This is a genomic window from Bacillus sp. FJAT-44742 (assembly GCF_002797315.1).
Classification (GTDB): Bacteria; Bacillota; Bacilli; order Bacillales; family Marinococcaceae; genus Thalassorhabdus; species Thalassorhabdus alkalitolerans.
In genome coordinates this window covers 1,106,863-1,122,549 of sequence record NZ_KZ454936.1, presented here as the reverse complement: position 1 = coordinate 1,122,549, position 15,687 = coordinate 1,106,863, and the positions used below count along the sequence as shown (strand labels likewise).

Annotated in this window: 9 protein-coding genes; 3 read left to right on the top strand and 6 right to left on the bottom strand. The window is 42.2% G+C overall.

The window, feature by feature from the left end:
• The first annotated feature begins 13 nt into the window (after positions 1–13).
• Positions 14–184 (top strand): serine protease, encoded by a 171-nt coding sequence (locus CEF17_RS05690; protein ID WP_100398674.1) that lies wholly within the window; start codon positions 14–16, stop codon positions 182–184.
• A gap of 156 nt (positions 185–340) precedes the next feature.
• On the opposite strand, the gene CEF17_RS05685 is transcribed toward CEF17_RS05690, so the two are convergent.
• From CEF17_RS05685 to addB, 4 genes are read right to left on the bottom strand one after another with little or no spacing between them, the layout of a single operon-like run.
• Positions 341–3,733, bottom strand: a complete 3,393-nt coding sequence (locus CEF17_RS05685) for an AAA family ATPase (RefSeq protein WP_100398673.1) — start codon at positions 3,731–3,733, stop codon at positions 341–343.
• Positions 3,730–4,899, bottom strand: a complete 1,170-nt coding sequence (locus tag CEF17_RS05680) for an exonuclease SbcCD subunit D (RefSeq protein WP_100398672.1) — start codon at positions 4,897–4,899, stop codon at positions 3,730–3,732. Before CEF17_RS05680 ends, CEF17_RS05685 begins: the two co-directional genes overlap by 4 nt.
• 3 nt (positions 4,900–4,902) lie before the next feature.
• Entirely contained in the window at positions 4,903–8,646 is a 3,744-nt protein-coding gene (gene addA, locus CEF17_RS05675; protein ID WP_100398671.1) for a helicase-exonuclease AddAB subunit AddA, read from the bottom strand.
• The gene (gene addB / locus CEF17_RS05670; RefSeq protein WP_100398670.1) at positions 8,636–12,139 is read right to left on the bottom strand and encodes a helicase-exonuclease AddAB subunit AddB; all 3,504 of its coding nucleotides are present in this window, start codon (positions 12,137–12,139) and stop codon (positions 8,636–8,638) included. The genes addA and addB overlap by 11 nt, the downstream gene beginning before the upstream one ends.
• A 228-nt stretch (positions 12,140–12,367) precedes the next feature.
• Between addB and CEF17_RS05665 the strand changes: the two genes are divergently transcribed.
• Positions 12,368–12,631 carry a hypothetical protein gene (locus CEF17_RS05665; protein ID WP_100398669.1) on the top strand — a complete coding sequence of 88 codons (264 nt, stop codon included), beginning with the start codon at positions 12,368–12,370 and terminating at the stop codon, positions 12,629–12,631.
• A 22-nt stretch (positions 12,632–12,653) separates the two neighbouring features.
• Here the strand turns inward: CEF17_RS05665 and CEF17_RS05660 are convergent, their stop codons facing one another.
• Positions 12,654–12,905, bottom strand: coding sequence for a DUF2651 family protein (locus CEF17_RS05660; RefSeq protein ID WP_198508891.1), 252 nt, complete (start codon positions 12,903–12,905; stop codon positions 12,654–12,656).
• Positions 12,906–13,192: 287 nt separating this feature from the next.
• Positions 13,193–13,495, bottom strand: coding sequence for a CC/Se motif family (seleno)protein (locus CEF17_RS05655; protein ID WP_100398667.1), 303 nt, complete (start codon positions 13,493–13,495; stop codon positions 13,193–13,195).
• Positions 13,496–13,874: 379 nt separating this feature from the next.
• Between CEF17_RS05655 and CEF17_RS05650 the strand changes: the two genes are divergently transcribed.
• Positions 13,875–15,671 carry a gamma-glutamyltransferase family protein gene (locus CEF17_RS05650; protein ID WP_100398666.1) on the top strand — a complete coding sequence of 599 codons (1,797 nt, stop codon included), beginning with the start codon at positions 13,875–13,877 and terminating at the stop codon, positions 15,669–15,671.
• The last annotated feature ends 16 nt before the right edge of the window (positions 15,672–15,687 follow it).

The window sequence follows — 15,687 nt, the reverse complement described above, 5'->3', positions numbered from 1 at the left end:
CAGGAGTGATTAAATGAACAAAGCAGAGGATATAAAGCGAGAGATTGCTCTGGTGCAAGGGAAGCTGACCAGGCTGGAAGATGCCTTAGCAGAAATCCAGGCAAGCTGCTTCCATCAGTATACTGATTATCAATACTATAAAAGATGTGCTCACTGTGAGAAAGTCGAGGTTCTTTATTATTGAAAAAAGCAAATCATTAGATAACAAAGCCAGGCAGCCATCTGACCATAGAAAGTGCTTCTCTGGCAAGATTTATTATTCAATTTACACTAAATAAGAGGGGGATCAGATCCCCCTCTTATTTAGTCGTTATTTTGCATATTCTACCTGGCAGTTACCTTACATGGATTCCAGAGAAACCGTACTCCCTTTACCACCTGATTCTGCAGGTGTGACTGTAAGCTTTCTTGGAAGACGCTCTTTCAGTTCAGGCACATGGCTGATGACACCGACTGATAATTTATCAGCCTGAAGCTTTTCCAGAGCAGAAATGACTGTTTCAAGGAGCTCCTGATCCAAGGTTCCAAACCCTTCATCAAGAAAGAAAAATTCAAGAGGGTGTTCGCCCCTTAGCTGGATAGAAGCGGATAAAGAAAGGGCGAGAGCAAGTGAAGTGAGGAATGTCTCCCCTCCTGAGAGAGTAGATACTGAACGCTTAACCCCGCCATTGCTGTCATCTCTTATTACAAATCCTCCTGAAGAATCAACTTCAATAGCATACCTTCCTCTTGTTAATACATGAAGGCGCTCCGATGCTGCTTTGCTTACCTGCTCCAGCTGTTCTTCAGCAATAAATTCAACAAATGCCTTCCCTTTAAATATCTTTTCCAATTTATGGTATTTAGAATATGTTTCACCCAGTTTTTCTATTTCCTTCTGGCATTCCTTATAACGCTTATGTTTCTCTGTAATATCCCGGAACACTTCCTGGGCAGCGCCAGATTGTTCTCTAAGCTGGTCTACCAGGCTCTTAGTTTCTCTTACTTTTGCTTCAGTTTCTTCCAACTGTTTTTCACTTACTGTCCGATTGTCCAGCTGCTCTGTATACTCGTTAATCAAATGAAGAAACTGTTTTTCTTTTTCGTAAAAGTTTTGAATGTAGTTTTCATACTCTGTTCGTTTATCCTGGCCAAGAACGGCAGCTCTTACTTCTTCCTTTGACGTAAAGTTTGTTTTTTTTCTATGCTGTTCCCATTTAGCAGAAGCCTCTGCTAAACGCTGCTCTGCATCCTTACATGCCTGCTCGGCTGCTGCTTTTTCATTCTCAGCCTGATGAAGCAGGCTTTTGGCTTTATTAAGAGCATTCAAACTGCTCTCTTCTTTTTCTTCTAACTCGGTTAAAGTCGCTTTTACTTCCTGGAGAAGCGCATCTATGGTTTTTGTACCGGCAAGGTTAGAAATATAGCCTTTCATTTCGCGAATAAGTTCTGTTTTTCCAGATAGCTTTTCTTTTAAGGACGCTTCCTTTAGCTGGCATTGATTAAGCTCGTTTTCTAGTTGGTCAATCTCTTCTTCTTTTCGTTCAATAAATGGTCTGCTTTTTTCAATTCTCTGACGAAGGATGGCTGCCTGCTCTTCCTGTTTCTCCAGCTTCTTCTTTTCATCTTTAATGGATTGAAAAGATAAGGAAGGGTACAGCTCCTCCCACTTTTGCATTTCGTTATCAGCATTTCCATGAAGCTCAGTTACTTTTTTTTGAGCAGCATCTCTGGCTTTTTCTTCGGACTTTTTCTCCGCTTCAAGCTGGTTTATCTTAGTGGTTATATCTGTAAACCGTTTCATGTCATCTTTCACTAGATACTCTAAATGTTCTATTGTAAGTCCTTCTTGCTTTAAGGAAGTAAGTTTATAGGATGCTTTTTCCTCCCACCTGCTGTCACCAAGTGAAGGGAAACCCTCACTTCCTTCACTTTCTTCTTCCTCTGTTGCTGCAGCAACCTCGGCAGACAATCCTTCTGTAAGCTGGCTTGACATTTGTTCCAGCTTCCACTTTCTCTGCCCGATTTCTGATTTCACCTGGGCTGCTGTTTCTTCCCAGCTGCTAAGCTTCTCTATCGTATCCTTGGAGTCTGCCGAGGCGTATTGAGTTTCCTTAGAAGGAGAGGGGTGTTCCCGGGAACCACACACCGGGCACGGCTCACCTTCTTTCAACTGGCTGACTAGCTGGTGAGCAAGCGCTTCTGCTCTTCTTGCCTCCATTTCTTCCTGCTGACTGGCTTTTTCTTTTTGCAGAGCTTTCCGAAAAGAATCTATGCTTCTCTCTTCCTCAGCAGTTCTCTCATACCAACGAAAGATCTGATTAAAACGTTGTTTTCCTGCGTCCTCAGCATCTTTATAGTTTGCGGATTGTATTTCAATTCTTTTTTCCATTTCTTTCAGCCATTTATTTCTCTTTTTTAGCTCTTCTTCTTCTTCTGATGCTCTGCTTTGTAGTTGTAAAACCTTTTGACTAGCTTCATAAGCCTGATAGATTTCTTTTTTGGCTCTCTGCTGTGGCTCCAGCTCTGCTAGTTCTTCTTTCATACTCTTTTGAACATCCACGTATTTCTTATGGTCTGATTTTGCTTTTTGATAGTTTTGCTGAGCCCTGCTTTGCTCCTCAAAAAGGTACTTACTTTCTTGCTGGAGCCTTTCATAGGACTCTTGTTCTTTTTGAAGCTTCATTTCTGTTTCTTTTGCCTGACTGAGTTCTACATGCTTTGATTGTAAACGCGGCTGCTTTTCTTTAAAAGAAGCTTTGGCCTTTTCATAGATTTCTGTTGCTTCTTTTTCATGGTCAGAAGCACCTTTCACCTCTTTTATCCTTTTTTCTCTTTCACATTCCCACTTTTTAAAGCTCTCTGTCCAGGACTGCACTTCTTCTGCGTAGGGAACCAGTTTTTCAGCCTGTATAGAAAGTTCGCATTTTTTCTCTAACTCTTGAATGTTATCTTTCTTGTCAGTCAGGTTTCCTATTTCCCCTTCTGCTTTGGCCTTTTTTGTCTGGAGTTCCATTATCTCTTTTTCTTCGCGCTGACGTGTCTCAAGGTTTTCAAGCAGATTTTTGTTCATTTGCAGATCTTCAGATAAACGATTCACTTTTTCTTCCGCTTCTTTTACCGTATCTTCCGAAGCATCTCCCAGGCTTTGCTGGACAGCCTCTATTTTCTCAATTTCATTTTTTACTTGAATGGCCTTGGATTTAATTTTGTTGTTTAATTCATCTCCGTATTTTTCAAGGTTAAAGAGGCGCTGGAGCATATGACGACGGTCAGTACCTTTTAATGATAGAAATTCTGCAAACTTTCCTTGGGGAAGAACAACCGCCCGGGTAAAATCCTCAATGGATAAGCCAAGGAGAGCTTCAATTTCCTTTCCTACCTCATTGGCTTTGTCTGCTAAAACCACTGGTTCCTCCGTAAGATCAAGAAGCCTGCACGTAGCTGTCCGTAATCGAGAGTCGACGGTTCTTTTTAACGAGCGCTCTGCTTTATAAGTTCGCGGACCAAGTGTAAAGGTAAGGGAAACAGCCAGGCTGTCCTCGGCATGGTTTAATATTCCCTGGGTATTATTAGGAGCTCTTTCTACCTTGCCGTAAAGAGCAAGTGTCATGGCGTCAAGCAAGGAAGATTTTCCGCTTCCTGTCGGACCGAAAATACCAAATACGCCTCCTTCGCACAGGTACTGAAAATCCACTGTCTGTTTTTCTCTGAAACTATGCAGACCCTGGACCGTTAACGCGATCGGCCTCATGATGTCACCTCTTCTTCCTCATTTACTAATTCGAGAAAAAGCCTCACTAAGTCTTCTTCTGGCTGGGCTCCTCCCGTCTGACGTTCGTAAAACTTGTAAAATAACTGATCGATTGGCACTTGGTCCCTTTTTTGTTCGTTTGTAGCCTTCTGCTCGGGAAAGATCGGGCGAATCGTCACAATTCCAGGGTACTCCTTGCGAAGACGATGTATTTCTTCCATAGAAGGTGTGTGCTCTAAATGTACTTCAAGGTCAATCCAGCTCTGGGTGTCTCTTTTCTCACTCATCCACTGATGAACTTGAGAGAGACCTTCTTTTGCCCGCCACCTGACTAATGGTTTTCCGCAAGAAAGGTGTACTTCTTTCACTATTGCTTCTCCACCTGGCTCTGCATCGATTATGGTTACTGATTTAGAGTATCCTGCTTCAGAAAAACTAAAGGCCAGAGGCGAACCGGCATACCTTGCTTTGCCAGGAGCCCTATTCACATTCTGAGGACGATGAAGGTGGCCTAGAGCTGTATACTGGACATTTTCCGGCAAGCTTGTTGCCCGTATCGTATAGGCTCCCCCTACTTCAATGGGCCGTTCTGAGTCAGTGGCCGATCCACCGGCTACAAAAATATGGCTCATTGCTATATTGACATCTTTAGGCTCGAATGTCTTAGTCAGTTCACCAAAAATCTGTTTTATCCGATAATCATAAGCCTCCCGGAGCGTTTCTTCCTCTCCTTCTTCAACAAAGCTTTCCTTTAACCGGGATTCTGAAGGGTAAGGCAGGGAAGCAAGGTGCAGACGTTCCCCGCAGGATGGGACCTCCAGATACGTTGTTTCTTTTGTCGGATAGCCAATAATAGAAATTGCCTGCTCCTTTGCCAGAGTTCTCGCTGCCGATAAACGCTCCGGGTGGTCATGGTTTCCCGCTATGATGGCAACAGGTCTTTTCCCTTTGTTTGAAAGGCGGGCCATACTTTCATAAAATAGCTGTTCAGCCGCTGCCGGCGGGTTTACAGAATCAAATACATCTCCAGCCATTAAAATGGCATCGACTTTTTCTTCTTCTACAATAAGAGCAAGCTCATCAAAAAACTGCTCATGCTCTGCCAGTCTGTCTCTGCCTTCCAGCGTCCTGCCAAGATGCCAGTCAGCCGTGTGAAGTAATCGCATTTCTTATTCCTCCTTTCTATCTGTGTGCATCGCAAAAGTATAGGAACCATCGAAGAAATATAAATAGGACTCCTGTATTTTTTCGTTAAAAATTGATTCAAGAGCTTGCCTGTAAATACTGACTTGCGTTTGATAGCGTTCCCTCATGACCTGTTCCGCTTCTTCAAACCCTCCTGTAAACCGGTTCGTAATCTTGTCACTTTTGTAATCTACAAGGACAAGATCACCTTTCTCGTCTCTAAATAATAAATCGACAACTCCCTGGACTAATACTTTTTCGTCTTCTTCATTTTCATTCCAGTCCCGGTAAGCTTTTGAGGAGGCCATTGCAACGGTAAAAGGAACCTCGCGTTCAACCGTCCTCGCAGAGGAGACTCTTTTTCCTAATTCAGAAGATAAAAATTGAACCACAGCCTCTGTATCCACACTCTCTGCTTGTTCTTTTGTTAATAGTTCTCTCTCAGTCATCATAAACAGCAAGCGGTCAACCTCTTCTTTTGAAAAAGTTGAACGAAGAGGAACGTGCTGCATTACAGCATGAATTGCGGTTCCACGTTCAGCCGGTGTTAACCGGGATCTCTGCATAAAGCGGGGACGTTCGGCAGCCTCCGATTTAAAATGCCCGATAAATTCCCGGTCACTGTACTCATCATCTATATCATGTTTGATTTCACTCACTGTCTGTTTCGATCGGTGAACCGAGGCTGACTGAAATGGATAATCCCATTCTAGACGGAAGCGGACCACTTCCTGATAGGGAGAAGATTCTTCTACGGGGTCTAGTCTTTTCACCTTGTTTTCAAGAAGAGAAGCAGCTGTTTCCTTTTTCTCTGGCAATTGCTGAAGCTCTTCTTGCTGTTTAATTTCGATTTTCCATCTACTAGGGTCATTTTCAACGCTTTCGAGAACCTTTGCGTTTTCTTCTCCTCTTAGATCTGTGCCTGCTGAGTGTCTGAGTACAGCCGGCCCAATCCAATCCAGGTAAGAACTGCTTTTTGCCCGTTCTGCTGCTGGAAGCAGCCAATCCTCGATCGATACATGCTCCTGCCATTTTTGAAGAGATTTTTCTGCATCTTTTACCGTTCCTACAAGATAAAGCTTTTCTTTTGCTCTTGTTAAAGCAACATATAAGACTCTCATTTCCTCCGCGATACTTTCTAATTTCATCCGGCTTTTGATGGCAAGCTGAGGAAGAGTAGGATAGGATACTCTTAATGCAGAGTCAATAAATTTCGATCCTAATCCAAGTTCTTTATGAAGCATAACGGTGCCCCGGACATCCTGCATATTAAACTGCTTGTTCATACCGGCAAAGAAAACGACCGGGAATTCCAGCCCTTTACTTTTATGGACTGTCATAATACGCACCACATCCTCCTGCTCTCCCAATGCGCGGGCGGCACCAAGATCATCCCCTCGTTCCTGCATTCGTTCAATAAACCTAAGGAATCGAAAGAGTCCTCGAAAAGAGGTTTCCTCATAGGCTCGCGCCCTATCATATAAAGCTCTTAGATTTGCCTGTCTTTGTTTTCCTCCTGTCAGTCCGCCGACAAAATCATAGTACCCGGTTTCTCTGTATAAATCCCAGATTAACTCTGAGAGGGATCCGCACCGGGCACTGGTCCGCCAATGATTAAGACGTTCTAAAAAGAAGGTGACACGGTCTTTTAGAGCTTCATCTTCCATCTCTATGGATGCTATTTTCAGAGCCTCATAATAGGAACTTTTTCGATCCTTTATTCTTATTTGGGCAAGCTCTTCTTCATCCAGGCCAATGATCGGTGAACGTAAAACGGATGCAAGAGGAATATCCTGATAAGGGTTATCTATCACTTTTAAGAGAGACATCATAACAGCGACTTCCACAGCCTCAAAGTATCCAGTACTAAGCTCTGCGTATACAGGAATGTTTTCCTTTTTAAATTCTTCCATCATCGTTGCAGCCCAAGGCATGGAACGCATTAAGATTACAACATCCCGGTATCTTATTTTTCTCATCGCTTTACTGTCTTTATCGAAAACTTCCTGACCTGATTCCACAAGACCTTTGATTTTGCGCGCTATCAACCTTGCTTCAAGCTGTGCGGTTTCCAGTTCCTCTTCTAACTCTATCAACTCATTTTCGTTTCGGCTGGATTCGATTGGATCCCCTTTATTTATCACTGCAAGCTCTGCTTCAAAGCCAGCGCTTTGAGGGTAACTTGTGTTACCAAGGCGGAGCTCGGCTGCTTGATCGTAAGAAATCTCTCCTACTCTTTCATCCATAACCTGCCGAAACAAAAAGTTGGTTGCATCGAGAACTTCCGAGCGGCTGCGAAAGTTCTTTGCCAAGTCGATTCTCCATCCGTCAGTATTATCTTCTTCCTGGTATTTTTTATATTTTTGCAGGAATAAACCCGGTTCGGCCAGTCGGAATCGATAAATACTCTGTTTAACGTCCCCGACCATAAATCTGTTATCTCCTTTAGAAAGAAGTGAAAGAATGGTTTCCTGAACGAGATTTGTATCCTGGTATTCATCCACCATTACTTCTACGAAATAATCCTGGTATTCCTTTGCTGCTTCAGAAGGCAGTCGTGTCCCATTTTCTCCAAATCCTTGAGTTAAAATAGTAAGACAGATATGCTCAAGATCTGAAAAATCAACCAGGGCTTTTTCCCGCTTGGCCTCTTGATAACGGCTTGAAAATTCTTTTACAAGCTTCACGAGATACCTAATGGAAGGAGCCATAGTCTTTACGTCTTTGAGAAACACCTCAGGTGGACGGCTAAACAACCCTTCCTTTAATTCCTGGGTCTGTTTTTTTGCCCGCTCCCGCAAACTTTTGGCTTGTTCCTTCAAATCATCAAGTACTCCTTCTGTTTTCCGGATTGTCTTGAGCTTTCCATAAGTAAATGTTTGAAATTTATCATAAAGTTCAGCCCAGTTGTCTGCCTGCAAAAGTAATGAAATCTTTTCCAGGTCCTCTGAAAGATTTTCACCATATGGATGGGGCCCTCCAGGTTCATGTGTCACTTGCAATGCTTTTTCAATCCAGCTTTGAGCTCCCCTCAGCTGCGATTGGATATCTTGAAGCAATTCAGGAGTCCAGGGGAGGTCTTCTACCCGCTCAGCATCTGAGATATCATAGCGTGCAGCCATTTGGTCCAGCCAGTATTCAGGAGAAGGATGGGATCTGGAAAAGTCATATAACCTTCTAACCAGGCTGCGAAGAGCATCATCACTTCGGTCTCCGCTGTACATATCAACCAGGTTATAAAAACTAGAGTTACCTTCTATTCCGTACTCCTCTTCAAAGATATCCTCAATGATTTCTTCTCTCATCAGCTCTCCTTCAGTGTCATCGAGTATGCGAAACTTTGGATCGATATTCACTTTATAGTAATACTTTCTTATTACGTTCATACAAAAAGAGTGGAGAGTTGAAATATGAGCCCGGTTTAATAGAGAAAGCTGGCGTCTAAGATGAAGGGAACCGGGCTGCTTCTGGATTTCCTTATTAATCGCTTCCCCGATCCTGTTTCGCATTTCCGCTGCCGCTGCATTTGTAAATGTCACAATTAATAACCGATCAACTTCTGCCTCATCATCCGGGTCAACAATCTTCCTGATAATTCTCTCTACCAGTACCGCTGTTTTTCCACTGCCGGCAGCTGCAGCCACCAATATATTGTTTCCTTTCGCATCTATAGCCTGCCATTGTTCATCGGTCCATACGGCATCCTTTGGCTTTGGTCTAACTTTCATCATTGTCACCGCCTTTCTTCCGAATCATTTCAAGGAGTTTATCTTCTTTATACTGAGCAAGGGGCCTAAAGTCATTTGTCTCCATAGCAGGATCGAATTGGCAGACCGATTTATATGAACAAAATGTACAGGAAGTATTTTGCTTTACTTTAAAAGGATTTATCTCTACGTGCCCACTTGTAATCGACTCACCAATTTCCTTTACCTGTTTACGGAGAAACGTTCTTAAATACTCATAATCATCTGGATCAATAATGGAAGAGTTAGAATAAAATCCTCCATTTTTCTTCAAGCCTACCGGTATGATTTGTGAATGTCCGCTTTCAAGAGTCTTATCCATTTCTCTGATAGCATGTTCATCAGCTGTTAAGAGGCCTTTCATCTTAAACTTCTTGAAGAGTTCTCGTTCAATTTCTTCCATGCTCATTGTCTGCGTTGCCTGAACGATAGGATTATGAACGTGGAAGTACAAAACACCAGCCGGATCAGCTTTTTTGCCAAGCCACTCTTCTGAAAATGAGATGACCACATCAAGATAAATCAACATTTGCAGAGCCAGGCCAAAGTATACATCAGTCAGGCTGATATCTTTCTGGCTCGATTTATAATCAATGATACGAAGAAGCAGTCCATCTTCTCCACTTGTTTTGTCCACTCGGTCAATACGTCCGACAACTTCCATCTTTGCTCCATTATCAAGTGAAAATCGAAGAGGAGGAAGCTCTTCCCCTGGACCAAACCCTACTTCCAGGCCAACAGGAGAAAAACCAGAGATCTTTGACTGTTCGCTAAGAACAATGGAAGCTCTTGAAACCACTTCTTCAAGCTTTTCCTTTAAATAATAATGACGGTTAGAGCTTAGAAGAATTTCCCGCTGAATTTTCGGAGCAAGCTCATTGACAACTTCCTTGGCAAGATTACGACTCTCTTCCTTTGAAAGAGCAGCCCAGTCTTTATTTCTCAAACGAAGATGATCTGCCACTTGCTTTAAAGCAGCATGAAACAGCTGGCCTACATCAGGGGCTTCAAGCCGGTACGTATCTCTCTCTTTGAGAGAAAGTCCGTAGGATACAAATTGTGAAAAAGCGCAAGATTGATGCTGCTCCATTCTCGATACACTCGTTTTAATGTTTTGTCCATACAATTCCATGCTTGTCTTTCTATCAAGTATTCGAGTTGTATTTTGATAAAATAAGCTTGATAAGGTAATGCCGGCTCGCATACGCCAATGAGGAATTTCTGTATACCAATTGTAAATATCCCACCAAAACGGAGCCATTGGGTAGCCTTTTTTCCAGGCCTGCATTTGGGTTGTTAAATAAGAGAGAGTTTTTCCCGGATTACTAATAAAAGCTAACTGCTGATCTTCCTCTTCTTCATGGGGATCGTTCATTAGCAGAGTTTCCTCCACGTCAGGAAACAGCTCTTTTACACGTTTAATTAACATGGAAGGCTGAAGGGCGCGCCCCTCCTCATCAGCCATAGGGTATGAGTAATAAAGCTTCTCCGAAGGAGTAGCCTGTGCCAGGTAACTTAAAAATTGCTCATCAAGCAGCTGCCTTGTACTTCCTGGAGCAAGCTCCATCCCTGTACTTTCCAGCCACCCTCTCTCCTCATCATTAATGAGGCCATCTTCATCAGGACGGGCAGGTATGACCCCATCGTTTACATTCATTATAAATGTGCATTTAATTTGAGATAGACGAGAGCGTTCCATGTCAGCAACGATCACCTGGTCCATCGCTGGGGGTACAAGTGCAAATCGCATACTTTCTGCTCCTGAATCGAGCATGCTTTGAAACATTTTGAAAGATAACCTTTCATTTCCCGCCATTTCCACCATCTGGTCGAGAAGGTCAATCACAGCCCCCCACACCTGGTCATGCTCACGAGAGTAGGCAAGATCCCCTGCCTGAGCCGCCTCATCTCTCATCTTCTCAAGCTTTTTGGGAACTTCCAACTCCTCAAGGAACAAGTAAAGTGCTGTGCACTTTTCTTCTATAGTCTCTGCCTTTTTTATTTTCCGTTCCAGCTTTAATAAAGGTACAGTCAGCTCTCTTCGTAGACGATTTATCTGATTTTCAAATTCTTGTTCTTTATCTGTTTTAACAAATTCACCTTCTGCGAGAGTACGAAAACGGCTGTATGTCCACGGTTCGTTTTCACGCCAGCGCTTACCTTGTATTCCATAAGCAAGGACATAATTTTCCAGTTCATCTACCTCTTCTCTCATCTCTTGTTTCCCGGCATCATATGGAAAGAGAAGATCGGTTTTGAAACACCTGAAGACCGCTTCATAACGCCAATTCCCTTGGATCACTTCAAGACTTGAACGAATAAGCTCAATTACCGGGTGATTGAGCATAGATCTTTTCTGATCCATAAATAAAGGAATCTCATAATCTGTGAAAACAGTATCTAGAAGATCTCCATATTCATTTATGTTTCTCAGCAATATCGCTATATCCTGATACCGGTATCCTTCTTCCCTGACAAGGCGAAGAACTTCCCTCGCTACTCCCTCTACTTCCGCACGGCGGTGAACGGCAGAAAAAATATGGACGGCATCCCCACATGAAGCAGGTGACAGAGGTCTTGCCTCATAAGAATTCTCTAAATGAGCAAGGCAGCTTTCCCTGAAACGCTGCCCACTCTCAAATGTAACCACATCCTCCACTTCACAGCTTGTTTCTTTGCACAGCTGACGTAACGTTTGATAGGTTTGAGCCGTCATATGAAATAAATCAAGCTCATGGGGAGCTTCTATGTCATATGGTTTATCAAGGGTAAGAGCAATCGTAACATTTGAGGCCTTAGCCATTAACTTATCAAGCACTGCCAGTTCTTGGGGAGTAAAACTGTGAAAACCGTCGATATACACTTCCGCATTTTCTACAAACGAAGAATCCTGGATTTTTTCAGTTAAGAGCTGCAAGTAATCCTCTGTGCCCACGTAGGCTCCGGCCAGCTCTTCTTCCATTCGTTTAAAAATGACACTGACATCATCCAGCTTATCAATCAGTACTCGTTCCTGGGGAGTCACGTTTTCCTTTGCTTCCAGCTCCCTCTTCTTCTCCACAAGAGCTTCGGGAGTCACCGCATATCTTTTACATTCAGCCACCATCTGCTCTAGTTGTTCTATAAAGCCGCTTGTTTCTGTTGATTTAGTAAAAATAGAAAATCTTTCTTTTTCTCGCTCAACAATCTTGCGGAGCAGCATATGTATACCTGTTTGTTCCAGGTGATACCTTGCTGCCCCCCCTGTTTCCTGAAGAACTCTCCATGCAAGGCGGGAAAAGCTGAACACTTGTGCTCTAACCATTCCTCCTGCAGATTTCACTAACTGATACTCTGACTGGAAAGTCATTTGGTCAGGTACTAAATAAATAATTGGCCGCCCGGCTGGTTCTTCCGCTAATTTTTGCTGAATCTCCTGTAAAATAGCTGTTGACTTCCCACTACCGGAACGACCCAAATAAAACGATACCCCCATACTTTTCCTCCTTTTTCATGATCTTTATAATCGTTATCTCTGTTCACTTCAATTTATAATTAACAAAATTATCATATCGTAAAGAACGTTCGTTCTCATTTTAACATATCGTACAAGGTGTGGGTTTAAATCTTAAGACAAAGGGAATAAGAAAAAAACCTTTCTCAAAACATGAGAAAAGTTTCCTGGTTGACTGAAAGTGTGAGTTGATCGAAAAGGGTGTTAATTATGAAAAATTATCACATTCTATTTATCATTGGAATGGGTTTATTTTTTATTTCCGTCTTCGTTACTTCAGATTTACGGTATTTTGAAATTTTCTTTTCCTTTGGAGCTGCTTTGTTTTTTATATTATTTTACTTGTATTTATGGAAGAGCAAAAGACAAGGTACCCTTGAAAATAACTATATTCCGCTCATTCTTTCTATTCTGTCAGCTGTTTTTCTACTCGTATGCATTTATTATATCTTCCATAAACTAACGATTGCCTAAGGCAATCGTCTTTGTGCTTCGCTCATGTTCTGACTTTTTGCTGGAAACGGTAACGCAGAGACCAGGTGATAAAAGAAGCAAGCAGTGACAGACCTGTGTAAAAAATTACCCAGGGAAGGTTTATAGTATGAAACAACATATTGCTTACGATCGGAAATATAATTAAGACTGCTAGCGGCATAATATAAAACCTTTTCAGCTTAGCTGTACCATACACAGATACCGCAAAAATAAAAAAAGGTAAAAATGGAAATAGAATTTGCAGATCAGCCATGTTCATTATAACGCACCGTCCTTTCCCGTGTTTCCCCTATTATTCCATTTAGCTTCTGTTGTATGTATGAAAGATGCAACCTTTTTTAAAGTAGAATCCTTAGCTCATTTTAGTACTTTTTATGTTTTCCTGCTGGAATATAAAAAAGGCTGTTTTCGAATATCTTTTCGAAAACAGCCTTTTAATTTTTACTACCCAATGAAAATCAAACCTTTCGCCTAATTTAGTCTCTCAACAAAAAACCCGTTGTAGAATCTTTAATTATTTGAACGGCAGTTTCTTATATGCTATATAACGGACTTCTTTTTAAACCGCTTGAATCCGCTTACGCTCAGATGACGGAATGGCCCATACCCATTAATCTTAATTGCTGCGGCTTTTTTTACTTCTAAAGAAGGATGCACGTACACTTGAATATCCTTCACTTCAATTAGGTGGTATCCATCCGCTTCAACTGGCTTTTCAAAGCTTAATTCTACGTCTATTAAAGAACGGCTTGAACGGCCAAACGGCTGAAACGGGCTTAATGTGACAGCTCCCCCATTTTTCCTGATCCATTGCCGTGTTTCTGAATTTACATTTACAAGCATAAAAAAACCTCCTTACTATCATCAAAAAATTTTTACAAGACAAATTGTAACACATCATATCACGATGATAAATAGAGATATAAAAAGATATAGTGCGTTATTTTCATCATCACATGACATAATAATACCTTACGCTCTATATTTCGCTATTAACTTCAATAAAACAGAAATAATACAAATAATAGACGATTAATTCACAGCTAATTGTGGAGATAATTGGTACTTAACCGAAATGCTTTTCCCTTAAAATCAGGCAGCGTTGTGACCTTATTTTTTGTTGCTATTTCTTTATATAAATTGGTAATATATTAGCTAGGCAGTTGTCGAGGTTTAGCTTTTTTACTAGATTCATGCTTAACGAAAGGAGCGGACAGACGTTTTGTCAGCGAAAACAATAACAAACATACTAGCAGGCGTAGTTGTCCTGGGCCTCATTATTTATGCCGTCGGCGGGTTTACCGGCGGAGACGACGATGACCAGGCGAGTGATGACGAATCTGCAACAACAGATGAAGCAAATGATGATCTAACCAGTGATGAAGTAGAAATGGATGCAGAGGAAGAAGAATTACAGGAAGTCAGTATCGAAAGTCCAGGTGGATATGGCATCAGCAGCTCTGATCCCCATGCTGCTGAAGTCGGAAGTACTATATTGGAACAAGGCGGAAACGCTGCAGATGCGGTTATTGCTATGTCATTCACCTTAGGGGTCACAGAAAATCAGGGCTCCGGCCTGGGAGGCGGGGGCGCTTCTCTTGTTTTGGAAGACGGGAATGTACCTGTTTTTTATGATTATCGTGAAACTGCTGCCAGCACGGACCCTGAAGATATGATTGCTGTGCCTGGGTTTGCCAGAGGAATGCAGGAACTTTACGATAACCATGCTTCAGGTAATTTTACGATCGAAGAGCTGATTGATCCTGCTATACAATTTGCTGAAGAAGGCTATGAAATGGATGATTTGCAGGCCTTAGGGCTTGAACGGGCCGATTACCGCATTTCTGCCGACATGGCTCCCCCGTTGTTTCCAAATGGAACACCCGCTGTAGAGGGAACAACCATCATTCAGCCTGAACTTGCAGAAACTATGCGCACCCTTCAAAATAATGGTCTTAACGACTTTTATGAAGGAGAGATTGCACAAAACATAACAGAACAGGTAGACCACCTTTCTTCTGCAGACCTACAAGGATATGAAGTGGAAACTCGCGAGCCTGTTCATGGCAATTTCGAAAATTATGATCTTTATTCAGCTCCACCTCCATTGTCTGGAATTACCTTTATTCATATTTTGGAGATGGCTGAAAGAGTTGGCATTGAAGAGCTGATGGAGGATGAACCAAATTCTGAGTATGTGCATGTCTTGTCTGAGATTATTCGAGAAGCTGATTTTCAGAGGATGGAATTTATGGGAGATCCTAATTTCTATCCAGAAGAAGGATATGAACATTGGAATTCCAATCATAATCCAATGCATCAGGACAGGCTATTAAGTAATGATTACCTTGATTATATGGTAGAAACAAGGCTTCCTAATCGTGATCGCTTTGAAGAAGTCAGACCAAGTGTTATTGATGAAGCCTCGGAGTCTTCAGATACTACCCACATATCAGTTGTTGATGCTGACGGTATGTCCATTTCCACCACTCATTCTTTAGGGAACTTTTTCGGTTCAGGTATGATGGTAGATGGCATGCTAATGAACAGTCAGCTCACTTCTGGTTTCAATACTACTGAGGGATCTCCCAACGTGATTGAAGAAGGAAAACGCCCGAGAAGTTTTATTTCCCCTACTATTGTGGTAGAGGAGAATAATGAAGAAATTATAGTGATGGGCTCTCCAGGAGGAAACCGGATCCCAGCGATGATGGCACAGACTATGCTAAGACATGCCTACCTTGATGAGACCTATGCGGAAAGTGTAAATGCGAGTCGTTTCTTTGCAGAATATGACCCTGAAAATGAAGAAGACAGAGTGATTTTGGAAAGCCCGCTGCATGAAATCCCTGGACTTCGGGCAGATTTAGAAGAAATAGGCTACCTCACTACCGTTACTTCTTCAAGAACAGCATTTGGCAGCTTGGAAACCATTTATGTAAACTCCCTTGAAAACAAAGTTCAAGGAATTTCTGACTCAAGGCGTGCTGGAAGTGCTATAGTAGATGAAGTTGAATAATATGATGGAGTGATGA

Coding starts and splice junctions, on each gene's coding strand:
- CEF17_RS05665 (WP_100398669.1), top strand. CDS start 12,368: ATGAAAAATTATCACATTCTATTTATCATTGGAATGGGTTTATTTTTT.
- CEF17_RS05660 (WP_198508891.1), bottom strand. CDS start 12,905: ATGGCTGATCTGCAAATTCTATTTCCATTTTTACCTTTTTTTATTTTT.
- CEF17_RS05655 (WP_100398667.1), bottom strand. CDS start 13,495: ATGCTTGTAAATGTAAATTCAGAAACACGGCAATGGATCAGGAAAAAT.
- CEF17_RS05685 (WP_100398673.1), bottom strand. CDS start 3,733: ATGAGGCCGATCGCGTTAACGGTCCAGGGTCTGCATAGTTTCAGAGAA.
- addA (WP_100398671.1), bottom strand. CDS start 8,646: ATGAAAGTTAGACCAAAGCCAAAGGATGCCGTATGGACCGATGAACAA.
- CEF17_RS05680 (WP_100398672.1), bottom strand. CDS start 4,899: ATGCGATTACTTCACACGGCTGACTGGCATCTTGGCAGGACGCTGGAA.
- CEF17_RS05690 (WP_100398674.1), top strand. CDS start 14: ATGAACAAAGCAGAGGATATAAAGCGAGAGATTGCTCTGGTGCAAGGG.
- addB (WP_100398670.1), bottom strand. CDS start 12,139: ATGGGGGTATCGTTTTATTTGGGTCGTTCCGGTAGTGGGAAGTCAACA.